Genomic DNA, 21510 nt, shown 5'->3' with positions numbered 1-21510 from the left:
TTATATCCCACTGATTATTTCATAAAGCCTTTGTAATGACGTTTTACAAGTTGTGATTCTAATTGTTTCATCGTTTCTAGTGCTACACCTACAACAATCAAAAGACTTGTTCCACCGATTTGCGCCGATTGCGGTAAATTAGCTACGTTAATGAAGAAAATCGGAAGAACAGCAATAATTGCCAAGAAAATAGCGCCAACGAATGTCAATCGATATAACACACTTGTTAAATAATCCTGCGTATTTTTACCCGGACGGATTCCCGGAATATATGCACCCTGCTTTTTCAAGTTATCCGACACGTTTTCAGGATTAACCTGAATAAATGCGTAGAAATACGTAAATGCTACGATCAAAGCGACATAAATAATCATGCCGACTGGACGCGTATAATCAAACGTATTCTGAATCGCTTCTGTAAACGCGTTGGCACCAAAGAAAGAAGCAATAGTTTGTGGCGTAATAATAAACGCTACTGCAAAGATTACCGGTATTACTCCGGCCGCGTTCACTTTCAAAGGTAAATGCGTTTGCTGCCCACTTGCTGTCTGACCACGGCCAGCAACTCGTTTTGCATACTGAATCGGTATTTTACGCAACGCTTGTTGAACGTAAATGACCAAAACCGTAATGGCAACAACAGCTAATGCAAGCAATGCCATGATGGCAATATTGATTGGAAGCTGATCTCCAGCTCCTTGAATCTGCTGTGCATATAATTGGTTAATAGCACCTGGTATTGCAGCGACAATCCCTGCGAAGATGATAATCGAAATACCGTTCCCCACACCTTTTGCCGTAATCTGCTCGCCAAGCCACAGTAGAAACGCTGTACCTGCAGTCAATACAATAGCGATGACAACGTAAGTTGAAATCGTGTCATTCTGGATTAAAGAACCTCCGTACATTTGGTTAAACCCATAAGACATACCGATTGCTTGAATAAAGGCAAGAACGATTGTGAAGTAGCGAGTGAATTGAGCAAGTTTCCGTCTTCCGACTTCTCCTTGTTTCGCCCACTCTGCAAATTTCGGTACAACATCCATCTGCAATAATTGCACAATGATTGATGCTGTAATGTATGGCATAATTCCCATTGCTAAAATCGAAAAGTTAGCAAGGGCACCTCCACCGAAAGTATTTAAGAATCCAACCAGACCCATCTGGTCAGTAGCTTGCAAAACCGAAGCGTCAACATTCGGTACTGGAACAAAAGTTCCAACACGGAAAATGATGAGCATCAATAATGTAAAGAATATTTTATTTCGAATATCAGTCACGCGCATAAAATTAGAGATTGTCTGAAACATTAAACCACCTCGGTTTGTCCGCCAGCAGCTTCGATCGCTTCTTTAGCTGATCCAGAGAATTTGTGAGCTTTTACTGTCAATTTCTTTTCTAAGCTACCATTGCCGAGAATTTTGATTCCAGAACGTTCGTTGCTCACAACACCTGTTTCAATCAACAATGCAGGTGTTACTTCTGTGCCTTCGTCGAAACGATTTAACACTTCCACATTCACGACTGCATAGTCCTTACGGTTAATGTTGGTAAATCCACGTTTTGGTAAACGACGGAATAATGGGTTTTGACCACCCTCAAATCCAGGACGAACACCGCCGCCTGAACGTGCGTTTTGACCTTTATGACCTTTACCTGCTGTTTTACCAGTACCTGAACCGATACCGCGTCCGATACGCTTTCTCGAGCTGCGTGAACCTTCTGCCGGTTTTAATTCATGAAGTTTCATTTGGTTGGCACCTCCTTCTATAGAAATCCGTAATTAAACTTCTTTAATAGTTACTAAGTGAGCGACTTTATCAATCATTCCGCGAACGGCTGCATTGTCTTGGTGCTCAACAGTTTGATGCATTTTGCGCAATCCTAATGACTGAACAGTTTTACGTTGTGACGGTTTAGCGCCGATCACAGATTTTGTGAGGGTAATTTCCAATTTAGTTGCCATGTGATTTTCCCTCCTATCCTAACAGTTCTTCTATTGATTTGCCGCGAAGTTTTGCAACTTGGTCAGCACTTTTCAATTGAGTTAAACCGTTAATAGTTGCACGTACCATGTTGATTGGTGTGCTTGAACCTAGAGATTTAGATAAAATATCTTGTACCCCAGCTAATTCAAGTACCGCACGAACAGGTCCGCCAGCAATTACACCAGTACCCGGAGAAGCAGGTTTGATTAAGATTTGGCCTGCACCAAAACGACCGATTACTAAGTGTGGAGTTGTACCTTTAACCATTGGTACTTCAATTAGGTTTTTCTTCGCATCTTCAATAGCTTTGCGGATAGCATCTGGAACTTCTTGAGCTTTACCAGTACCAAAACCGACATTACCATTTTTGTCGCCTACAACAACTAATGCGGAGAAACGGAAACGACGTCCACCTTTTACAACTTTCGCTACGCGGTTAATCGTAACTACGCGTTCTTCAAGTTCAAGTTTGTTTGGATCAATACGACGCATGAAATGTGTCCCTCCTTCTTTTAAAATTGTAAACCATTTTCACGTGCAGCTTCTGCTAACGCTTTTACACGTCCATGATATAAATAACCACCGCGGTCGAATACAACCGATTTCAAGCCGTTTTCAATAGCGCGTTTTGCGATTGTTTCGCCGACTTTAGTTGCTGCTTCCACGTTGCCAGTAGATTCTACAGAAAAATCTTTCTCCATAGATGATGCACTTGCAAGTGTAACGCCATTCATATCGTCGATCAATTGAGCGTAAATGTATTTATTTGAACGGAATACGTTTAAACGTGGGCGTTGTGCTGTACCCGTAATTTTAGAACGTACGCGTGCATGACGTTTTTTACGAGATGCGTTTTTATCGAGTTTCGTAATCACTGAGGTCACTCCTTTCAGCCTGCCTAAGCAGCATTATTTACCTGTTTTACCTTCTTTACGACGAACTGCTTCTCCTTCGTAACGGATACCTTTGCCTTTATATGGCTCTGGCGGACGTACTTGGCGAATGTTCGAAGCAAGAGCTCCAACACGTTCTTTATCGATACCTTTAACAATAACTTTAGTGTTAGCTGGAACTTCAACTGTAACTCCGTTTTCCGGTGTGAATTCAACCGGGTGAGAGTAGCCTACGTTAAGAACCAATTTTTCACCTTGCAATTGAGCACGGTAACCTACACCCACTAATTCAAGTGTGCGTGAGAATCCTTCTGAAACTCCAGTAACCATGTTTGCAAGCAAAGCACGAGTTGTACCGTGGTTTGTGCGGTGGTCTTTAGAATCTGAAGGACGTGTCAATGTTAGCACGTTATCTTCTAGAGCGATTGTAATATCTTTATGGAATTCGCGAGTTAACTCGCCTTTAGGTCCTTTAACAGTTACAGCATTCTTGTCTCCAAGAGTAATTGTAACGTCTGCAGGAACCTCAATTGGTTTTTTACCTACACGTGACATTCTTTTGCACCTCCATTCGTTTGTTGCTTATTACCAAACGTATGCTATGATTTCTCCGCCGATTTGTTTCGCGCGGGCTTCTTTATCAGTTACTAAACCTTGTGATGTTGAGACTAAAGCGATTCCAAGACCGTTTAGTACACGTGGCACCTCGTTAGTTTTAGCGTAAACACGTAATCCTGGTTTTGAAATACGTTTCAATCCAGTAATAACGCGTTCGTTGTTAGCTCCGTATTTAAGGAAAATCCGGATCATGCCTTGTTTATCATCTTCAACATATTCTACGTCACGAACGAAACCTTCACGCTTAAGGATTTCAGCGATGTCTTTTTTCACATTAGAAGCCGGAAGCTCTAATTTTTCGTGACGAACCATGTTTGCATTACGAATGCGTGTCAGCATATCTGCAATCGGATCTGTCATTGTCATTACTTTTACCTCCTTCCCAAATTAGGGGATTACCAGCTGGCTTTTTTAACGCCAGGAATTTGTCCCACATATGCAAGTTCACGGAAACAAATACGGCAAAGTTTAAATTTGCGTAATACTGAATGCGGACGTCCGCATCGTTCACAGCGTGTGTACTCTTGTACTTTAAACTTTGGCGTGCGTTTTTGTTTTGCGATCATAGATTTTTTAGCCACGTTTACGCCTCCCTCACGTTTACTTTTGGAACGGCATTCCGAATTGTGTTAATAACTCACGAGCTTCTTCATCAGAGTTCGCAGTTGTTACAATCACGATGTCCATACCGCGTACTTTTGTAACTTTATCATAATCGATTTCAGGGAAGATCAATTGTTCTTTCACGCCAAGTGTGTAGTTACCGCGTCCGTCGAACGATTTGTTCGAAACACCACGGAAGTCACGTACACGTGGAAGTGAGATAGCAATCAATTTATCCAGGAAGTCGTACATACGCTCTCCGCGTAGTGTAACTTTACATCCGATTGGCATACCTTCACGAAGACGGAAGCCAGCGATAGATTTCTTAGCTTTAGTAATAATTGGTTTTTGACCAGTGATAGTTTGTAATTCTTCAACAGCAGAGTCAAGTGACTTAGTGTTTTGAACAGCTTCGCCTACACCCATGTTGATGACGATTTTGTTTACTTCAGGTGCCTGCATTACCGATTTATATTCAAACTTGCTCACTAGAGCAGGAGTGATTTCATTGACATATTTTTCTTTTAGGCGGTTCATGTGTGTACCTCCCTTCATTCAGGAATTTTATTTATCTAATTTTTCGCCGGATTTTTTTGCAACACGAACTTTTTTACCATCTTCAACCTTATAACCTACACGAGTCGGCTCGCCGGATTTAGGGTCAAGTAACATTACGTTAGAAACGTGAATTGCTGCTTCTTGGCTGACAATTCCACCTTGTGGATTTGCCTGGTTCGGTTTTGTATGCTTTTTCACGATGTTTACACCTTCAACAAGCACACGGTCTTTCTTAGGTAAAGCAGTCAAAACAACACCTGTTTTGCCTTTGTCTTTGCCTGAGATTACCTTAACTGTATCGCCTTTTTTAACATGCATTCTGTCGCACCTCCTTGGTATGGCACATTGATTTATTAAAGAACTTCAGGAGCAAGTGATACGATTTTCATGAAGCTGTTATCGCGAAGTTCGCGGGCAACAGGTCCGAAAATACGAGTTCCGCGTGGACCTTTGTCGTCACGGATAATGACACATGCGTTTTCATCAAATTTGATATAAGTACCGTCTTTACGGCGAGCTCCGCTTTTCGTGCGAACGATGACAGCCTTAACGACTTCACCCTTCTTAACAACGCCACCTGGTGTTGCTTTTTTCACGGTACAAACGATTACGTCACCGATGTTTGCAGTCTTACGACCAGAACCACCAAGTACTTTAATCGTTAGTACTTCACGAGCACCCGAGTTGTCTGCAACTTTTAAACGACTTTCCTGTTGGATCACTTAGGTAACCTCCCTCCGGAATTTCTTAGGTTCCGAAATTATTTAAATTAAATGATAACCGCTTTTTCTACAATTTCCAATACGCGGAAACGTTTAGTAGCTGATAGCGGACGAGTTTCCATGATGCGAACTACGTCGCCCATTTTCGCTTCGTTTAGCTCATCATGAGCTTTATATTTCTTAGAGTATTTTACACGTTTGCCATAGAATGCGTGCTTCTTTTGAGTTTCAACCATTACTGTAACGGTTTTGTCCATTTTGTCAGACACAACACGGCCTGTGTATACTTTGCGTTGGTTACGCTCAGTCATACTTGCAAACCTCCTCTCGATTTATCAGTTAGTGCCACTGAGTACTCTTTCGTGAATCACAGTTTTCATACGGGCAATCGCTTTACGTACTTCGCGGATGCGAGCAGTATTTTCTAATTGACCAGTAGCCAATTGGAAGCGAAGGTTGAAAAGCTCTTCTTTCAGTGATTTCACTTTTTGTTCTATCTCAGTAGTGGTTAGGTCACGGATTTCATTAGCTTTCATTCGATTCACCACCAATTTCTTCTCGTTTTACGAACTTCGTTTTGATTGGAAGCTTGTGAGATGCAAGGCGTAACGCTTCGCGTGCCACTTCTTCAGTTACTCCACCAAGTTCGAACATGATTTTACCAGTTTTGACAACGGCTACCCAGCCTTCAGGTGAACCTTTACCAGATCCCATACGTACCTCTAGAGGCTTTTTCGTATATGGTTTATGCGGGAAAATTTTAATCCAGACTTTACCGCCACGTTTCATGTAACGAGTCATGGAAATACGTGCTGCTTCGATTTGACGGTTAGTGATCCAAGATGATTCTAATGCTTGGAGACCAAATTCGCCAAATGCGATTTCTTTACCGCCTTTAGCTTCTCCGCGCATCTTGCCACGGTGCTCTCTACGATATTTAACGCGTTTAGGCATTAACATATTATTTGCCTCCTTCCTCAGATTTCTTCTTAGTTGGAAGGACTTCACCGCGGTAGATCCATACTTTTACGCCAAGCTTACCATAAGTTGTGTCTGCTTCAGCATGCGCATAATCGATATCAGCGCGGAGCGTATGGAGCGGAACAGTACCTTCACTGTAGTGTTCAGCACGCGCAATGTCAGCGCCGCCTAGACGTCCAGATACTTGAGTTTTGATTCCTTTAGCGCCAGAACGCATAGTGCGTTGGATCGCTTGTTTTTGTGCACGACGGAAAGACACTCGGTTTTCCAATTGACGCGCAACACTTTCAGCTACTAATCTTGCATCAAGATCAGCTCTTTTAATTTCAATAATGTTGATGTGTACACGCTTGCCAGTCATAGAGTTAAGCTGTGTGCGAAGTACTTCTACTTCAGATCCACCTTTACCAATTACCATACCTGGTTTCGCAGTATGAATAGTTACGTTAACACGGTTTGCAGCGCGCTCAATTTCAATTTTAGAAACTGAAGCTTCTTTCAAACGTGCTTCAACATATTCACGGATTTTAATATCTTCGTGAAGAAGCGTAGCATAATCTTTCTCAGCGTACCATTTAGATTCCCAATCACGAATGATTCCGATACGCATCCCAATTGGATGTATTTTTTGTCCCACGAATTATCCCTCCTTCTGGTCAGATACCACTAGTGTGATGTGGCTTGTGCGTTTATTAATTGCGCTTGCGCGTCCCATTGCACGGGGACGGAAACGTTTAAGTGTTGGTCCTTCGTCAACGAATACTTCGCTGATGACTAAGTCATTCAGGTCCATTTCGTAGTTGTGTTCAGCGTTAGCAGCTGCAGATTTCAATAACTTCTCAATAACAACAGTTGCTGCTTTTGGAGTATGGTTCAAAATCGCAACAGCTTCGCCAATTTGCTTGCCTCGGATCAAATCTACTACTAAACGGACTTTACGAGGAGCAATACGTACTGTTCTAGCGACAGCTTTTGCTTGCATAGGGAAATCCTCCTCTCAATTAACGTCTTGTTTTCTTATCGTCTGCACCATGACTAGCGTATTTACGCGTTGGAGCGAATTCGCCTAGTTTATGGCCCACCATGTCTTCAGTCACGTATACAGGAATGTGCTTGCGACCATCATATACTGCGATTGTTTGTCCGATGAATGTCGGGAAAATTGTAGAACGGCGAGACCAAGTTTTGATCACTTGTTTTTTCTCAGAGTCCTTTTGTGCTTCAACTTTTTTCATAAGATGATCATCAACAAAAGGTCCTTTTTTCAAGCTGCGGCCCATGTGGGATCCTCCCTTCGTGATTGCACCACGGTTCTTTTGGCGAACCGTAGCGGAATCAAATTATTTTTTACGACGACGCACGATAAATTTATCGGATTTATTCGTTTTCTTACGTGTCTTGTATCCAAGAGTTGGTTTGCCCCATGGAGACATTGGTGATTTACGTCCGATTGGCGAACGTCCTTCACCACCACCGTGTGGGTGATCGTTAGGGTTCATTACAGATCCACGTACAGTTGGGCGATTGCCCTTCCAACGGTTACGACCTGCTTTACCAATATTGATTAATTCGTGTTGCTCATTCCCTACTGCGCCGATAGTTGCGCGGCAAGTAGCAAGGATCATGCGAACTTCGCCTGATTGCAAACGAACTGTTACGTATTTACCTTCTTTACCCAATACTTGAGCTGAAGTTCCTGCAGAACGAACTAGTTGTCCGCCGCCACCTGGCTTCAATTCAATGTTATGGATTGTAGAACCCATCGGGATGTTAGATAATGGCAATGCGTTACCTGCTTTAATATCTGCTTCGATACCTGACATGATTTGAGTTCCAACTTCTACTCCTTTAGGAGCTAAGATGTAACGTTTTTCACCATCAGCATAATTAATCAATGCGATGTTTGCAGAACGGTTAGGATCGTACTCGATTGTAGCAACGCGTCCTGGAATGCCGTCTTTGTTACGTTTGAAATCGATCACGCGGTATTGACGTTTATGTCCACCACCGTGATGGCGTACAGTAATTTTACCTTGGTTATTACGGCCGCCTTTGCGCTTTACAGGTTGTAGAAGCGATTTTTCAGGCTTGTTCGTAGTGATTTCAGCGAAATCTGAACTCGTCATATTACGACGACCGTTAGTGGTAGGTTTGTATTTTCTGATCCCCACGTTAGTTCCCTCCTTCTTTAACAGTCCTATAAGAACTTATAGAAAATTAAATTTCGAATAACTCGATGTCTTTAGATTCAGCAGTCAATTTCACAATCGCTTTACGGCGTTTGTTAGTGTATCCTGCGTGTTTGCCCATACGTTTGAATTTGCCTTTGTAGTTCATGATGTTGACTTTCTCAACCTTCACGCCAAAGATTTCTTGTACGGCTTGTTTAACTTGTGTTTTATTTGCGCGAGTGTCCACTTCAAAAGTGTACTTTTTCTCTGCCATTACTTCAGACGATTGCTCAGTAATGACCGGACGTTTAATTACATCACGTGCTTCCATTAACTAAGCACCTCCTCAATTTTCTCGACAGCTGCTTTAGTCATAACAATTTTGTCATGTCCAAGCAAGTCTAATACGTTAATACCATCTGCTGCTACTACTGTCATACCTTTAAGGTTACGTGCAGATTTTGCAACGTTCTCATCAAGGTCAGCAGTTACGAACAAAGCTTTTTTGCCAATTGAAAGATCTGCGATCAACTGGTTGAAAGATTTTGTTTTTGGCGCATCAAATGTTAATCCTTCAAGTACCATCAAGTTTTCGCCAACTACTGCAGATGAAAGTGCAGAGCGTAGAGCTAAACGACGTACTTTCTTAGGAAGTTTGTAGCTGTAGCTACGTGGAGTTGGTCCGAATACGATACCGCCTCCGCGCCATTGTGGTGAACGGATCGACCCTTGACGAGCACGTCCAGTTCCTTTTTGACGCCATGGCTTTTTACCACCACCAGCAACTTCAGAACGATTTTTTACTTTATGGTTACCTTGACGAAGTGAAGCGCGTTGAGACACTACTGCGTCGAATAACACTGATTCGTTTGGTTGGATACCGAATACATGGTCGTTCAATTCGATTTCGCCAACTTGTGAACCTGTTTGATTTAATAAAGCTACTTTAGTCATTCTTGTTTCCTCCTTTCTCTAAAAATATATTATTTCGCTTTAGTTGCCGATTTAACACGGATCAACGCTTTGCGAGAACCAGGAACATTACCTTTAACAAGTAGCAAGTTACGTTCAAGATCTACTTTCACGATTGAAAGGTTTTGAATCGTAATTGTTGTTCCACCCATTTGACCAGGTAATTTCTTCTGTTTGAATACGCGGTTAGGAGCAACCGCACCCATTGAACCAGGACGACGGTGGTAACGTGAACCGTGTGTCATTGGTCCGCGAGATTGTCCGTGGCGTTTAATAACACCTTGGAAACCTTTACCTTTTGTTGTTCCTGTGACATCTACTACATCGCCTTCTGCGAATACATCTACTTTGACTTCTTGACCAATCTCGTAATCAGCTAAGTTTACATTGCGAAGTTCGCGAATGAAGCGCTTAGGAGCAGTGTTAGCTTTTGCTACGTGTCCTTTAGAAGGTTTGTTAGAAAGCTTATCGCGCTTGTCTTCAAAACCTAATTGGATAGCTTCGTAGCCGTCAACCTCAACTGTTTTCTTTTGAAGAACTACGTTTGGAGAAGCTTCAATAACAGTTACAGGGATTAAATCACCGTTCTCAGCAAAAACTTGCGTCATACCGATTTTTCTACCTAAGATTCCTTTGGTCATGTTGTCACACCTCCTGTGGTTATTTGTGTTTTTCTATTTCGTTGCCGATTAAAGTTTAATTTCAATGTCAACGCCTGACGGTAAATCAAGTTTCATTAACGCATCAACAGTTTGTGGTGTTGGGTTAACGATATCGATTAGACGTTTGTGTGTGCGCATTTCAAATTGCTCACGAGCATCTTTGTATTTATGAACAGCACGCAAGATTGTGTAAACCGATCTTTCAGTTGGTAGCGGTATCGGACCCGATACGCTTGCACCTGAACGTTTAGCAGTTTCAACAATTTTCTCAGCAGACTGATCAAGAATTCTATGATCATATGCTTTTAAACGGATACGAATTTTTTGTTTTGCCATTATTTTCCCTCCTTTTCGCCTATTTTTGATAGACATTCTCCACGAAAATTTTCCAATCACTCGCCATGGCAAAGCGGCCGGGTGTATCGGTAACCTCTCGCTTCATCGCAGTCAAAAGACCAACATTAGATATTATACACAATAAAAAAGAATTCCGCAAGTGGTTCCACGAAATTCTTTTTAATTCGCTTTTATTAGTATAACAGGATATTTTAGAACTTCAAGCCAGATGATAATAGTCGGAACACTTCACGCTTATCCCAAGAACATAACAGCAACCCAACCGAAAATTACCAACGGAATATTGTAGTGAAGGAAGGTCGGAACACATGTATCCCAGATGTGATTGTGCTGTCCATCTACGTTCAGTCCAGCTGTTGGTCCGAGTGTTGAGTCAGAAGCTGGCGAACCAGCATCACCTAATGCACCCGCAGTTCCTATTAAAGCAATGATTGCCATCGTCGAGAAGCCGAACTCAAGACTTAACGGAACAAAGATCGCCGCAATGATCGGAATCGTTGCAAATGATGAACCGATGCCCATCGTTACAAACAAACCGACAATTAACATCGCTAGCGCAGCAATGCCTTTATTGCCTGCAAATAAATCCGATACGCTGTCGACTAGTGGTGCAATCGCTCCTGTCGCTTGTATGACCGAAGCAAACCCGTTCGCCGTGATCATAACAAAGCCGATGAACGCCATCATGCGCATTCCTTCTGTTAGGACCTCGTCAGCTTCACGCCATTTCATTGCGCCGAACATGTAAAGCACTAAAATACCAGCAAGCGCACCGATGATCATCGAATCTGTTTGCACTTGGGCAAACAGTGCCGCAACTAACGCAGCAATCGTCACGATTACGTCTTTTGAAGAAGCTGTCTTTTTCAACGTTCCTTCTATAGAAGAAGAACGAACTGTTTTGTAATCACGTGGCTTCCGGTAAGAAAAGAACACAGCAATGATTAGACCTACTAATAAGCCCAATACCGGAATCGCCATAGCTTTTGGAATATCCGCCATGTCAATCGTCAATCCCGCTAGTTCCATTTGTGTAAAAACAATTTCGTGGAAAATCAATCCAAAGCCATATGGTAACAAAATATATGGCGCAGTCAAACCAAACGTCAAGACAGCAGCGATCAAGCGGCGATCAATTCGTAGTTCGTTTAAAATATGCAAAATCGGTGGAACCAATAATGGAATAAACGCAATGTGAATCGGAATTAAGTTTTGCGAGAAGATAGCCATTGCCAACAAAGCCAAAACAATAAGAGCCTTCGCTAAATTTTGTCGCGTTGCTTTGCCATCTTTATTTACCAACTTAAGAACTCCTGAGACAAGTAACTCTGGAATCCCTGTACGCGATATGGCTACGGCAAATCCACCAAGCATGGCATAACTCAATGCAATGGTCGCCCCTGCTCCTAAACCATCTGTAAATGATGTGATTGTATCGGAAAAAGATAATCCGCCACTTAGTCCACCTGCAAGCGCGCCGATTAATAAAGCAAATACGACATTCACCCGCAATAAGCTCAATACGAGCATGACTAAGACAGCAATAATAACTGCATTCATAAATAAACTCTCCTTTAGTTTGCTAAAGCGTTAAAGTACCTTTTTTAAATTAACAAAATAAAAAATAGTTGTCAACAGCTGATGATTGATTTACTTAAAATGAAAAAAGACCTTTTACGGTTAAGTAAAAGGTCTTTCTAAAATATTAAGCGCGTTGTTTTTCTTCATAAGCCGCAATGTATGAATCATACTGGAAGGTTAACGCAATTTCATCCCAGCCCTTTAGCAGCATTTCTTTCCAATAAGGATCAATTTCAAATTCATAACGCGTACCATCTTGTCCGGTAACAGACTGGTCTTCCAAGTTGACCTCTAACTTAAAGTCTTGTTGTTGACCTTTGCTAATCAACTCATCTACTTCTTGGTCTTTCAAGCGGATTGGCAAAATTCCATTTTTAACACAGTTATTATAGAAGATGTCTGCATAACTAGGTGCAATCACTACACGGAATCCATAATCTAAAATTGCCCACGGAGCATGTTCACGAGAAGAACCGCAACCGAAATTTTCTTGTGCGACTAGAATTTCGGAGTTTTCGAATCGAGGGTTATTCAAAACAAAGTCTTCTATTGGTGTACCATCTGCATGAAAGCGCCAATGATAAAATAAATACTTGCCGAATCCCGTTCGTTCAATGCGCTTTAGAAATTCTTTTGAAATGATTTGGTCCGTATCTACGTTTTTTCGTTCTAATGGCGTCAGAACGCTTGAAATTTTATTAATCGGTTTCATATCGAAGGGTCTCCTCACTTTCGTTTGTCATACAGATGCTACAGGTTCTTCCATGTAGTTACGGACATCTGTTAAATGACCTTCAATCGCAGCGGCAGCTGCCATTACAGGGCTTACTAGGTGCGTCATCGAGCCCGCTCCTTGTCGACCTTCGAAATTCCGGTTAGAAGTAGACGCACAACGTTCACCAGCCGGAACCGAGTCTTCGTTCATCGCTAAGCACATACTGCAACCTGTCTCGCGCCACTCAAAGCCAGCTTCAAGGAATACTTGATCCAACCCTTCTTGTTCAGCAGCACGTTTTACCGTTTCAGATCCAGGTACCACAATTGCCGTTACAGACGAATGCACTTTCTTTCCTTTAATGATTTCACTTGCTGCACGCAAATCACTAAGACGCGCATTTGTGCAAGAACCGATAAAAACATGTTGGATCGCAATCGAAGAAAGCGGCATTCCTTCTTCTAGATGCATATAAGCTAAAGCTTGTTTTAATGCGTCTTTATCTGACTGCTTCTCGTAATCAGCCGCAGACGGAACACGTTCAGCAATACCTGAGCCCATTGATGGGTTCGTACCCCATGTGACGAATGGCGAAATTTCATCTGCATGAATTGAAACAGTCGCATCATACTTTGCGCCTTCATCTGTTGCAAGAGCTAGCCAACGGTTAGCTTCTTGTTCAAACGCGTCTCCTTCAGGGACGTTTCTACGTCCTCTCAAATATTCGATTGTCGTTTTATCTGGGCTAATCAAACCTGCACGCGCACCAGCTTCAATAGACATATTACAAATGGTCATACGCTCTTCCATCGTTAAGTTACGAACTGCTTCGCCCGTATACTCCATAATAAATCCTGTTCCCATATCGATACCGAATTTCGAAATAATCGCAAGGATGACATCTTTAGCGGTAACACCAAAGCCCAACTTGCCTTCAATGCGAACTTCCATCGTTTTAGGTGTTGATTGCCATAGCGTTTGCGTTGATAGAACGTGCTCGACTTCACTTGTACCAATACCGAACGCCAAAGCACCAAACGCACCATGCGTCGAAGTATGGCTGTCACCACAAACAATCGTCTTACCTGGTTGCGTCAATCCAAGTTCTGGCCCAATGACGTGGACAATTCCTTGATCCGGGTGGTTAATGCCCGCAAGTGGAACCCCAAACTCATCGCAATTGTCTTGCAAAGTTTTGATTTGCTTACGCGAAATCGGATCAGTGATGGTATCCCGATTTCGGGTAGGCACGTTATGATCCATTGTCGCAAAACAAAGATCTGGTCGGCGAACTTTGCGTCCGTTTAACCGCAACCCTTCAAACGCCTGTGGAGATGTCACCTCATGCAATAAGTGAAGGTCAATATATAATAGGTCCGGCTTCCCTTGCTCTTCGAAGACGACATGTTGTTCCCAAATTTTCTCTATGATTGTTTTTGCCATGCGAACCGCTCCTTTTACTTACACATAAGAATACATAATGTGTTCCGATACAAATTCTCTTTCTAGTTCTTCTATAACTTTTGTTACATATTGCTCTGTTGAAACTACACGTTTCCCGCTACCAGCCAAGTCTCCTGTGCAATAACCATCTTCTAGAACACCCATTACAGCTTGTTCAATCGCTGCAGCTTCTGTATGCAGACCAAACGAATGCTTCAACATCATCGCGGCTGACAAAATAGCAGCCGATGGATTCGCTTTGTTTTGTCCAGCGATGTCAGGAGCCGAACCATGTACGGGTTCGTAAAGACCAAAACCGTCTGAACGTACGCTAGCAGATGGCAACATGCCAAGCGAACCGGTAATAACAGAAGCTTCATCACTCAAGATATCGCCAAACATATTCTCTGTTACGACAACATCGAAAGTGCGTGGATTTGTGATCAACTTCATCGCAGCTGAATCAACTAGCATATGCTCCACTTCGATATCTGGATATGCAGCTTTACGTTCTTCTACCACTTCACGCCACAGCTTACTCGTTTCCAATACATTGGCTTTATCAACCGACGTTACTTTGCCTCTTCGAGTACGAGCGATTTCAAACGCCTGATTCACAATGCGTTCAATTTCTTCCCTTGTGTAAACCAACGTATCGACAGCTGATTTTTCAGAGCGCCGTTTAGGTTCACCGAAATACAAACCACTTGTCAATTCGCGCACGATGACCATATCTACATCTTTTGCTACTTCTTCTTTTAGCGGCGAAGATGCTAGCAATGCCGGGATTGCTTTCACTGGACGAATATTTGCAAACAAATCGAAATGCTTCCGGATGTTCAAAAGCCCTTTTTCAGGACGCAAGTGAGCTGGGTTGTTATCCCATTTTGTTCCCCCGACCGCACCAAGGAGAATCGCGTCACTCGCTTCACAAACTTCAATCGTTTGCTCGGGAAGCGGATTCCCAAATTGATCAACCGCTTCCCCTCCGATTACCGCGTGCTTTAAATGAAAAGTATGTCCATAACGCATTGCAATGGATTGCAGCACTTTTACCGCTGCATCTGTTACTTCCGGTCCGATTCCGTCTCCTGGCAATACCGCTATTGTTTTTTTCATTTTAAATTCCTCCTCTTTCGATCTGTTCTTTTAAATGGCTGGAATTCTGACCTTCTTACCTACTTGAACAATTTGACGGTTGACTGCATTTAAGTATGCTTTTGCCGTTGCTTCTAATACATCTTGTGCAACGTCTCGACCCGTAACGGTTTCGCCGTTATAGCTCATATTGATAACCGCTTCGCCTAGCGCGTCGCGTCCTTTGCCAATAGACGTCACACGGTAATCTAATATATGCACTTCGCCTTCTACAATTCGCTCTAGCGTGTTGAAAATCGCTTCAACCGACCCCGCTCCTGTCGCCGCTTCATTGATTAACTCTCCATTTGGATGATAAGCAGATGCTGTAGCCGTCGGAATGTTCGCTGTACCGTATTGCACTTGAACACTTTCCAGTTTATAAACCGGTGTTTCGTTATCGTGAATTTGTTGATCTGTTAGCAATACATACAAATCAGCTTCTACGATTTCTTTTTTGCTATCGGCTAGTTTCTTAAATTCAACAAACGCTTTATTCAACTTCTCTTCTGTTAAATCAAAGCCCATTTTCACAGCACGATCTTTAAAAGCATGACGCCCTGAATGTTTACCTAGTACCAATTCAGTTGCTGCGTCGCCGATCAATTCTGGTGTAATGATTTCGTATGTTAACGGATTTTTCAACATGCCATCTTGGTGAATGCCCGATTCATGAGCAAAAGCATTTTTGCCCACTACAGCTTTGTTCGGTTGAATCAAACTACCTGTCAATTGACTCACCAATTGGCTAGTGCGCTTAATTTCGTTCAATTTAATACCCGTCTCGATATTGAAAATTTGTTTTCTAATATGCAAAGCAACTGCAATTTCTTCGAGTGCCACGTTACCAGCGCGTTCTCCGATACCATTTATGGTTCCTTCAATTTGCGTCGCACCATTCTCGATGGCAGCTAATGTATTAGCTGTCGCCATTCCCAAATCGTTATGGCAATGTGCAGATAGTTTTACTTTTTCAATCCCTGCCACATTGTCGGTCATGTATTTGAACATCGCTCCGTACTCATGAGGGGTTGCATAACCAACTGTGTCTGGAAGGTTAATTGTCGTCGCTCCCGCTTCAATTACTTTACGAATAATATGCGCCAGGAATTCCGGGTCCGAACGAGAAGCATCTTCTGCTGACCATTGAACTAACGGGAAAAACTTACGTGCATATTTTACCGATTCCACAGCAAGTTCAACTACTTGCTCTGGCGTTTTGAATAATTTTGTTTCCATATGAATAGGGGATGTCGCCAAAAAGATATGAATATGCGGTTGTTCCGCTCCTTTTAATGCTTCCCACGTTCTGTCAATGTCACTTTGGATCGAACGAGCAAGGCCCGTTACAATTGAATTCTTTACTGTGCCTGCAATTCGTTGCACAGCATCAAAATCTCCTGGGGATGAAGCAGGAAATCCTGATTCGATAATCGTCACTCCCAAACGTTCAAGCTGGCGGGCGATTTCGATTTTCTCTGCTGTATTCAAGTTGATCCCGGCCGACTGTTCTCCGTCTCGCAATGTCGTATCGAAAATATCAATTTGTGACATTAGCAGCCACCTCTTTTTGTTTTGCCTTTTTGCCCTCATTAACGAATGGCATCATTGCACGCAATTCGCGTCCAACTTGTTCGATTTGATGTGATTCTTCCGCTTTTTCAATTGCTGTAAATTCTGGACGGTTTAATTGGTTTTCAAGCAACCAACCTTTTGCGAATTTCCCTGTTTGGATATCCGTAAGGACGTCTTTCATACGCGCTTTCGTATCTGCATCTACAATGCGTGGTCCTGATACAAAATCTCCCCATTGAGCTGTGTCTGAAATCGAGTAACGCATTCCTGACAAGCCACCTTCATACATAAGGTCAACGATTAATTTTAATTCGTGCATGCATTCGAAGTATGCAAGTTCAGGCTGGTATCCAGCTTCGACAAGAGTTTCAAATCCAGCTTTTACTAGAGACGTCACACCACCACAAAGAACAGCTTGTTCTCCAAATAGATCCGTTTCTGTTTCTTCTTTAAATGTTGTTTCCAAAACGCCAGCACGTGTCGCGCCAATTCCTTTTGCATATGCAAGTGCTACTTCTTTAGCTTGACCTGACACATCTTGGTGGATAGCAATTAACCCAGGTACGCCAGCACCAGCTTCGTACGTGCGACGCACAAGGTGTCCCGGTCCTTTTGGAGCTACTAAGAATACATCTACATCTGTAGGTGCAACAATTTGATTAAAGTGAACATTAAAACCATGAGCAAATACAAGTGACTTGCCTGCTTTTAATGAAGGTTTGATATCTGCATTATAGATTTGTGTTTGTTTTTCATCCGGTACTAAAATCATGATTACGTCTGCCACTTCTGCCGCTTCTTTTACTGTTACTACTTTCATACCGTCATTTTCAGCTTGTTCGAATGATTTACCTGGACGTACGCCAACTACTACATCAAAGCCAGATTCTTTTAAGTTTTGAGCATGTGCGTGACCTTGTGAACCATATCCGATTACCGCGATTGTCTTTCCTTTAAGTACCTGTTCGTTTACGTCTTGGTTATAATACATTTTTGCCATTTTTAATTTCCTCCTCGAGTTTGGGTTTTTATAAGATGTTTAATTGTGGTACTTGAGTTTTTTGTGTTTCTCTGACAAAAGCGGATACACCGGTACGAGTCAACTCTTTCACGCCATAAGGTCTCATCAAATCAATAAATGCTTCGATTTTCTCTGGATCGCCAGTAACTTGAAATGTTGTTACATTTTTGCTCATATCAACAACTGTTGCTCGGAAAGGTTCAACGATACTGAGAACTTCACTTCGCACTGCTGGTGGGACAACCACTTTAACCAGCGCTAACTCTCTCATCACCATTGCTTTATCCGTAATATCGTTTACTTTAATTACATCAATTTGCTTTTGTAATTGTTTTAATAATTGTTCCAATTTGCCTTTATCTTCTACATTAACGACAAAAGTCATTTTAGACATTCCTGGTTGCTCTGTGTGACCTACCGAGATACTTTCGATGTTGAACTGTCGCTTCATCAGTAATCCTGTAACTCGGTTCAACACCCCGCTTTGATTGATCACCGTTGTTGTAATGACTCGTTTCATTCGCCTTTCACTCCGATCATTTCATTCAAGCCTTTACCAGGCGCAACCATTGGATACACACATTCCAATTGCACCACACGACAATCGATCAAAACCGGCTCGTTTGAATTAAATGCTTCTGCAAAAACAGCTTCTGCTTCTTCCATCGTTTCTACTTTATAACCTTTAACGTTATAAGCTTCTGCCAATTTAACAAAATCAGGTTGAACAGGCATTAATGACTGAGAATAACGCGACTCATAAAATGTCTCTTGCCATTGTCTTACCATTCCTAGACTTTGATTGTTTAAGATAACAATTTTTACCGGAAGGCGTAGCTCTTGAAGCAGCGACAATTCTTGCAACGTCATTTGGAAACCAGCATCTCCTACAATGGAAATAACCTTTTCATCTGGTTTTGCCAGTTGGGCACCAATTGCTGCTGGAAAACCAAAGCCCATTGTGCCTAAGCCCCCTGAAGTTACCCAGTTATGTGGATTGTTAAATCGGTAATATTGCGCCGCCCACATTTGGTGCTGCCCGACATCCGTCGTTACAACAGCATCGCCCTTGGTCAAACGATGGATCAATTCAACCGCTTGTTGAGGAAGAATGCCTTCTCGGCCCTTCACATGATACTGAAGTGGGTATTCCACTTTATCGCCGGATAATTTTGCTATCCACTCTGTTATATTAGGGCTTTCAAATGGTTGATTTAACAATTGAATCAATGCTTCTTTCGCATCTGCAACAATCGGAATTGCTGTTGGTACATTTTTGCCAATTTCTGCTGGATCGATATCGATATGAATTACTTGAGCATTCGGTGCAAAGTGAGCTAAATTTCCAGTTAATCGGTCATCAAACCGAGCACCGATATTTAGCAGCACATCACAATCACAAATTGCTGTGTTTGCTGTATAAGTTCCATGCATGCCGGCCATTCCTAGGAATAGTTCGTGTTCGCCAGCGATACTGCCCAATCCGAGTAGTGTATTGGTAATTGGAATTTGATGACGCTCAGAAAAGGTTTTTAGCTCTTCGGTTGCTTTGGCCGCTAGCACACCTGCACCTGCTAAAATTAACGGCTTTTTCGATTGTGATAATAGCTGTGCAGCTTTCTGGATTTGCAGAAAGTTCGGGTTGGTTGTTGGTTGATAACCCGGTAAGTTTACTTCTTCTTCCTCTTTAGTAGATAAAAATAGTTCTGTCGCAATATTTTTAGGGATGTCTACTAGAACCGGCCCCGGACGTCCGGTAGAAGCGATGTAAAATGCTTCCTTCACGATTCTTGGTAGATCCGAAACTTTTTTCACTTGGTAGTTATGCTTTGTAATCGGCTGAGTGATTCCGATGATGTCTGCTTCTTGAAATGCATCTGTTCCAATTACTGAAGTTGCAACTTGTCCTGTAAAAATAACTAATGGTAAGGAATCCAGCATGGCATCCGCTATACCTGTAACCAAATTCGTTGCTCCCGGTCCCGATGTAGCAAGTACAACACCTGTTTTACCGGATACTCTTGCATATCCCTCAGCTGCATGGATAGCACCTTGTTCATGTCTCGCCAATATGTGACGTATCGGATTTTGGTGCAAGGCATCATAAATTGGTAGCACCGCGCCACCGGGATATCCGAAAATGATTTCTACTCCTTGATTTTTCAAAGATTGAATTAGTACATCAGCCCCACTGCCTGTTAACTCTTGTTTAACTTCTTCTCTAACCTTTACGTCTACTCCCAATCTTTCCGCCTCCTTTTCTAAAACTCTTTTGAAACAAAAAAACTTTTCCATCCCTACACAAAGAAACTTGTTCTTTGCATAGGGATGAAAAAGTTTCATGGTACCACCCTACTTTACTGCGCAACCGCAGCCTCATAGATAAGCAATGCTTATCCGCTGATAACGATAACTTTTAACTTGCAAGTCACCGGGACTACCTAAACAGCCTAAGCCTTTCAGCAATCCACTCAGAGGGGATGTCGCAAATGGTTGTATTACCGGCTTCCACCTATACCGGCTCTCTGTGAATACAGCTTCCATTTACTTTAACCTCGTCATTGAGTTGAACTAATATTCAGTTTTTTTAAACTACATTTAACTGATCTGAGTAAACTTTTACACCATCGTTTTGAACAAGCTCTCTGAATGATACAAGCAAATCGTTTGTAACTGGCCCCGGCTTTCCTTCACCAATCACTCGGCCATCTACTTTCACTACCGAAATGACTTCAGCAGCAGTCCCTGTTAAGAAGACTTCATCAGCTACATACACATCATGTCTGGTGAAAACACCTTCTTGAATGTCGTAACCTTTTTGCCCCGCTATGTCTATGATGGCATTACGTGTAATTCCTTCAAGCGCTCCTACATAGCCTGGAGGTGTTACTATTTTATTTTTCCGAACAATGAAGATGTTATCTGCTGAACCTTCAGCTACGTAGCCTTGATCATTTAGCATAAGAGCTTCAGAAACACCCGCTAAATTAGCTTCAAGCTTCACTAAAATATTGTTCATATAATTTAATGATTTAACTTTCGGGCTTAATACGTCCGACCTGCTTCTTCGTGTAGCTACAGAAACAATCTCTAATCCTGTTTCATACATAGATTTCGGAAACAGCGATAAAGGTTCGGCTATTACAATCACACTTGGGTGTGAACAGCTGTAAGGATCTAATCCAAGGTTTCCTACTCCTCTTGAAACAATAAGTCGGATATAAGCATCTTTAAACTTATTTTCTCTAAGTGTGCGGACAACAATTTCAATCATTTCATCAAAAGTATGCGGAATCTCAAGCATCACAGATTTTGCGGAATCGTAAAGTCTCTCAAGGTGTTCTTCCAGTCGAAAGACATTACCGTTATAAGAACGTATTCCTTCAAACACTCCATCCCCGTATAAAAAACCGTGATCATAAACGGAAATCTTAGCGTCTTCTTTTTTCACGAATTCACCATTCATATAAATTACTTGTTCATTCATGATGTCCACTTCTTTCTCGAAAGTTT

31 protein-coding genes are annotated in these 21510 nt (G+C 42.2%); all 31 read right to left on the bottom strand.

Annotated elements, in window-relative coordinates; translation table 11 throughout:
- Nucleotides 1-14 precede the first annotated feature (14 nt).
- Nucleotides 15-1310, bottom strand: a complete 1296-nt coding sequence (secY, locus tag BBI08_RS00765; RefSeq protein WP_008497446.1) for a preprotein translocase subunit SecY — start codon at nt 1308-1310, stop codon at nt 15-17.
- Entirely contained in the window at nt 1310-1750 is a 441-nt protein-coding gene (gene rplO / locus BBI08_RS00760) for a 50S ribosomal protein L15 (RefSeq protein WP_008432523.1), read from the bottom strand. The genes secY and rplO overlap by 1 nt, the downstream gene beginning before the upstream one ends.
- Nucleotides 1751-1783: 33 nt before the next feature.
- The gene (gene rpmD, locus BBI08_RS00755) at nt 1784-1966 is read right to left on the bottom strand and encodes a 50S ribosomal protein L30 (RefSeq protein WP_008497445.1); all 183 of its coding nucleotides are present in this window, start codon (nt 1964-1966) and stop codon (nt 1784-1786) included.
- A 13-nt stretch (nt 1967-1979) separates the two neighbouring features.
- Entirely contained in the window at nt 1980-2480 is a 501-nt protein-coding gene (gene rpsE, locus BBI08_RS00750; RefSeq protein WP_008497444.1) for a 30S ribosomal protein S5, read from the bottom strand.
- Between the two features lie 20 nt (nt 2481-2500).
- Entirely contained in the window at nt 2501-2863 is a 363-nt protein-coding gene (gene rplR / locus BBI08_RS00745) for a 50S ribosomal protein L18 (RefSeq protein WP_008497443.1), read from the bottom strand.
- A gap of 33 nt (nt 2864-2896) precedes the next feature.
- A complete protein-coding gene (gene rplF, locus BBI08_RS00740; protein ID WP_008497442.1) occupies nt 2897-3436 on the bottom strand; it encodes a 50S ribosomal protein L6 in 540 nt (179 codons plus the stop codon).
- Nucleotides 3437-3466: 30 nt separating this feature from the next.
- Nucleotides 3467-3865 (bottom strand): 30S ribosomal protein S8, encoded by a 399-nt coding sequence (rpsH, locus tag BBI08_RS00735; protein ID WP_006828942.1) that lies wholly within the window; start codon nt 3863-3865, stop codon nt 3467-3469.
- A gap of 29 nt (nt 3866-3894) precedes the next feature.
- A complete protein-coding gene (rpsN, locus tag BBI08_RS00730) occupies nt 3895-4080 on the bottom strand; it encodes a 30S ribosomal protein S14 (protein ID WP_006828941.1) in 186 nt (61 codons plus the stop codon).
- Between the two features lie 19 nt (nt 4081-4099).
- Nucleotides 4100-4639: a 50S ribosomal protein L5 gene (gene rplE / locus BBI08_RS00725; RefSeq protein WP_065528394.1), complete on the bottom strand. Its 540-nt coding sequence runs from the start codon at nt 4637-4639 to the stop codon at nt 4100-4102.
- 27 nt (nt 4640-4666) lie between these two features.
- Nucleotides 4667-4978, bottom strand: coding sequence for a 50S ribosomal protein L24 (gene rplX / locus BBI08_RS00720; RefSeq protein WP_008432514.1), 312 nt, complete (start codon nt 4976-4978; stop codon nt 4667-4669).
- A gap of 35 nt (nt 4979-5013) precedes the next feature.
- Nucleotides 5014-5382 (bottom strand): 50S ribosomal protein L14, encoded by a 369-nt coding sequence (gene rplN / locus BBI08_RS00715; protein WP_006828938.1) that lies wholly within the window; start codon nt 5380-5382, stop codon nt 5014-5016.
- A 47-nt stretch (nt 5383-5429) separates the two neighbouring features.
- Nucleotides 5430-5693: a 30S ribosomal protein S17 gene (gene rpsQ / locus BBI08_RS00710; RefSeq protein ID WP_008432511.1), complete on the bottom strand. Its 264-nt coding sequence runs from the start codon at nt 5691-5693 to the stop codon at nt 5430-5432.
- Nucleotides 5694-5717: 24 nt separating this feature from the next.
- Nucleotides 5718-5918 (bottom strand): 50S ribosomal protein L29, encoded by a 201-nt coding sequence (gene rpmC / locus BBI08_RS00705; RefSeq protein WP_008497440.1) that lies wholly within the window; start codon nt 5916-5918, stop codon nt 5718-5720.
- The gene (rplP, locus tag BBI08_RS00700) at nt 5908-6342 is read right to left on the bottom strand and encodes a 50S ribosomal protein L16 (protein ID WP_006828935.1); all 435 of its coding nucleotides are present in this window, start codon (nt 6340-6342) and stop codon (nt 5908-5910) included. The genes rpmC and rplP overlap by 11 nt, the downstream gene beginning before the upstream one ends.
- Nucleotide 6343: 1 nt before the next feature.
- Nucleotides 6344-7000: a 30S ribosomal protein S3 gene (rpsC, locus tag BBI08_RS00695; protein WP_008497438.1), complete on the bottom strand. Its 657-nt coding sequence runs from the start codon at nt 6998-7000 to the stop codon at nt 6344-6346.
- Between the two features lie 3 nt (nt 7001-7003).
- The gene (rplV, locus tag BBI08_RS00690) at nt 7004-7345 is read right to left on the bottom strand and encodes a 50S ribosomal protein L22 (RefSeq protein WP_008497437.1); all 342 of its coding nucleotides are present in this window, start codon (nt 7343-7345) and stop codon (nt 7004-7006) included.
- A 19-nt stretch (nt 7346-7364) separates the two neighbouring features.
- Nucleotides 7365-7643: a 30S ribosomal protein S19 gene (gene rpsS / locus BBI08_RS00685; protein ID WP_006828932.1), complete on the bottom strand. Its 279-nt coding sequence runs from the start codon at nt 7641-7643 to the stop codon at nt 7365-7367.
- A gap of 60 nt (nt 7644-7703) precedes the next feature.
- Entirely contained in the window at nt 7704-8534 is an 831-nt protein-coding gene (rplB, locus tag BBI08_RS00680) for a 50S ribosomal protein L2 (RefSeq protein WP_008497435.1), read from the bottom strand.
- Nucleotides 8535-8580: 46 nt separating this feature from the next.
- Nucleotides 8581-8865 (bottom strand): 50S ribosomal protein L23, encoded by a 285-nt coding sequence (gene rplW / locus BBI08_RS00675; protein WP_006828930.1) that lies wholly within the window; start codon nt 8863-8865, stop codon nt 8581-8583.
- Nucleotides 8865-9488 (bottom strand): 50S ribosomal protein L4, encoded by a 624-nt coding sequence (rplD, locus tag BBI08_RS00670; RefSeq protein WP_008432506.1) that lies wholly within the window; start codon nt 9486-9488, stop codon nt 8865-8867. The genes rplW and rplD overlap by 1 nt, the downstream gene beginning before the upstream one ends.
- A 29-nt stretch (nt 9489-9517) precedes the next feature.
- Nucleotides 9518-10147: a 50S ribosomal protein L3 gene (gene rplC / locus BBI08_RS00665; RefSeq protein WP_008497434.1), complete on the bottom strand. Its 630-nt coding sequence runs from the start codon at nt 10145-10147 to the stop codon at nt 9518-9520.
- A gap of 48 nt (nt 10148-10195) precedes the next feature.
- Entirely contained in the window at nt 10196-10504 is a 309-nt protein-coding gene (gene rpsJ, locus BBI08_RS00660) for a 30S ribosomal protein S10 (RefSeq protein WP_006828927.1), read from the bottom strand.
- A 255-nt stretch (nt 10505-10759) separates the two neighbouring features.
- Nucleotides 10760-12085: a Na+/H+ antiporter family protein gene (locus BBI08_RS00655; protein WP_008497433.1), complete on the bottom strand. Its 1326-nt coding sequence runs from the start codon at nt 12083-12085 to the stop codon at nt 10760-10762.
- Nucleotides 12086-12230: 145 nt separating this feature from the next.
- Complete coding sequence (leuD, locus tag BBI08_RS00650; RefSeq protein ID WP_008497432.1) at nt 12231-12818, bottom strand: 3-isopropylmalate dehydratase small subunit; 588 nt, start codon at nt 12816-12818, stop codon at nt 12231-12233.
- Between the two features lie 27 nt (nt 12819-12845).
- Entirely contained in the window at nt 12846-14264 is a 1419-nt protein-coding gene (leuC, locus tag BBI08_RS00645; protein WP_008497431.1) for a 3-isopropylmalate dehydratase large subunit, read from the bottom strand.
- An 18-nt stretch (nt 14265-14282) separates the two neighbouring features.
- The gene (leuB, locus tag BBI08_RS00640; protein ID WP_008497429.1) at nt 14283-15383 is read right to left on the bottom strand and encodes a 3-isopropylmalate dehydrogenase; all 1101 of its coding nucleotides are present in this window, start codon (nt 15381-15383) and stop codon (nt 14283-14285) included.
- A 30-nt stretch (nt 15384-15413) separates the two neighbouring features.
- On the bottom strand, nt 15414-16955 hold the full coding sequence (locus BBI08_RS00635) for a 2-isopropylmalate synthase (RefSeq protein ID WP_008497428.1): 1542 nt from the start codon (nt 16953-16955) through the stop codon (nt 15414-15416).
- Nucleotides 16942-17976, bottom strand: coding sequence for a ketol-acid reductoisomerase (gene ilvC, locus BBI08_RS00630; protein WP_008497427.1), 1035 nt, complete (start codon nt 17974-17976; stop codon nt 16942-16944). The genes BBI08_RS00635 and ilvC overlap by 14 nt, the downstream gene beginning before the upstream one ends.
- A 28-nt stretch (nt 17977-18004) precedes the next feature.
- Nucleotides 18005-18517, bottom strand: coding sequence for an acetolactate synthase small subunit (gene ilvN / locus BBI08_RS00625; protein WP_008497426.1), 513 nt, complete (start codon nt 18515-18517; stop codon nt 18005-18007).
- Nucleotides 18514-20241 carry a biosynthetic-type acetolactate synthase large subunit gene (gene ilvB / locus BBI08_RS00620; protein WP_008497425.1) on the bottom strand — a complete coding sequence of 576 codons (1728 nt, stop codon included), beginning with the start codon at nt 20239-20241 and terminating at the stop codon, nt 18514-18516. The genes ilvN and ilvB overlap by 4 nt, the downstream gene beginning before the upstream one ends.
- A gap of 343 nt (nt 20242-20584) precedes the next feature.
- Nucleotides 20585-21484, bottom strand: a complete 900-nt coding sequence (gene ilvE / locus BBI08_RS00615) for a branched-chain-amino-acid transaminase (protein ID WP_008497424.1) — start codon at nt 21482-21484, stop codon at nt 20585-20587.
- Nucleotides 21485-21510 lie beyond the last annotated feature (26 nt).

The organism is Planococcus halocryophilus, from assembly GCF_001687585.2.
In the GTDB taxonomy this organism is placed as follows: Bacteria; Bacillota; Bacilli; order Bacillales_A; family Planococcaceae; genus Planococcus; species Planococcus halocryophilus.
Note: the sequence above shows the minus strand (reverse complement) of the source record. Positions and strands in the feature narration are given on the sequence as shown.

What these genes read in the sequence shown, in the direction of transcription:
- secY (WP_008497446.1), bottom strand. Translation starts at nt 1,310, where the DNA reads ATGTTTCAGACAATCTCTAATTTTATGCGCGTGACTGATATTCGAAAT.
- rplO (WP_008432523.1), bottom strand. Translation starts at nt 1,750, where the DNA reads ATGAAACTTCATGAATTAAAACCGGCAGAAGGTTCACGCAGCTCGAGA.
- rpmD (WP_008497445.1), bottom strand. Translation starts at nt 1,966, where the DNA reads ATGGCAACTAAATTGGAAATTACCCTCACAAAATCTGTGATCGGCGCT.
- rpsE (WP_008497444.1), bottom strand. Translation starts at nt 2,480, where the DNA reads ATGCGTCGTATTGATCCAAACAAACTTGAACTTGAAGAACGCGTAGTT.
- rplF (WP_008497442.1), bottom strand. Translation starts at nt 3,436, where the DNA reads ATGTCACGTGTAGGTAAAAAACCAATTGAGGTTCCTGCAGACGTTACA.
- rpsH (WP_006828942.1), bottom strand. Translation starts at nt 3,865, where the DNA reads ATGACAATGACAGATCCGATTGCAGATATGCTGACACGCATTCGTAAT.
- rplE (WP_065528394.1), bottom strand. Translation starts at nt 4,639, where the DNA reads ATGAACCGCCTAAAAGAAAAATATGTCAATGAAATCACTCCTGCTCTA.
- rplX (WP_008432514.1), bottom strand. Translation starts at nt 4,978, where the DNA reads ATGCATGTTAAAAAAGGCGATACAGTTAAGGTAATCTCAGGCAAAGAC.
- rpsQ (WP_008432511.1), bottom strand. Translation starts at nt 5,693, where the DNA reads ATGACTGAGCGTAACCAACGCAAAGTATACACAGGCCGTGTTGTGTCT.
- rpmC (WP_008497440.1), bottom strand. Translation starts at nt 5,918, where the DNA reads ATGAAAGCTAATGAAATCCGTGACCTAACCACTACTGAGATAGAACAA.
- rplP (WP_006828935.1), bottom strand. Translation starts at nt 6,342, where the DNA reads ATGTTAATGCCTAAACGCGTTAAATATCGTAGAGAGCACCGTGGCAAG.
- rplV (WP_008497437.1), bottom strand. Translation starts at nt 7,345, where the DNA reads ATGCAAGCAAAAGCTGTCGCTAGAACAGTACGTATTGCTCCTCGTAAA.
- rpsS (WP_006828932.1), bottom strand. Translation starts at nt 7,643, where the DNA reads ATGGGCCGCAGCTTGAAAAAAGGACCTTTTGTTGATGATCATCTTATG.
- rplW (WP_006828930.1), bottom strand. Translation starts at nt 8,865, where the DNA reads ATGGAAGCACGTGATGTAATTAAACGTCCGGTCATTACTGAGCAATCG.
- rplD (WP_008432506.1), bottom strand. Translation starts at nt 9,488, where the DNA reads ATGACTAAAGTAGCTTTATTAAATCAAACAGGTTCACAAGTTGGCGAA.
- rplC (WP_008497434.1), bottom strand. Translation starts at nt 10,147, where the DNA reads ATGACCAAAGGAATCTTAGGTAGAAAAATCGGTATGACGCAAGTTTTT.
- rpsJ (WP_006828927.1), bottom strand. Translation starts at nt 10,504, where the DNA reads ATGGCAAAACAAAAAATTCGTATCCGTTTAAAAGCATATGATCATAGA.
- BBI08_RS00655 (WP_008497433.1), bottom strand. Translation starts at nt 12,085, where the DNA reads ATGAATGCAGTTATTATTGCTGTCTTAGTCATGCTCGTATTGAGCTTA.
- leuD (WP_008497432.1), bottom strand. Translation starts at nt 12,818, where the DNA reads ATGAAACCGATTAATAAAATTTCAAGCGTTCTGACGCCATTAGAACGA.
- leuC (WP_008497431.1), bottom strand. Translation starts at nt 14,264, where the DNA reads ATGGCAAAAACAATCATAGAGAAAATTTGGGAACAACATGTCGTCTTC.
- leuB (WP_008497429.1), bottom strand. Translation starts at nt 15,383, where the DNA reads ATGAAAAAAACAATAGCGGTATTGCCAGGAGACGGAATCGGACCGGAA.
- BBI08_RS00635 (WP_008497428.1), bottom strand. Translation starts at nt 16,955, where the DNA reads ATGTCACAAATTGATATTTTCGATACGACATTGCGAGACGGAGAACAG.
- ilvC (WP_008497427.1), bottom strand. Translation starts at nt 17,976, where the DNA reads ATGGCAAAAATGTATTATAACCAAGACGTAAACGAACAGGTACTTAAA.
- ilvN (WP_008497426.1), bottom strand. Translation starts at nt 18,517, where the DNA reads ATGAAACGAGTCATTACAACAACGGTGATCAATCAAAGCGGGGTGTTG.
- ilvE (WP_008497424.1), bottom strand. Translation starts at nt 21,484, where the DNA reads ATGAATGAACAAGTAATTTATATGAATGGTGAATTCGTGAAAAAAGAA.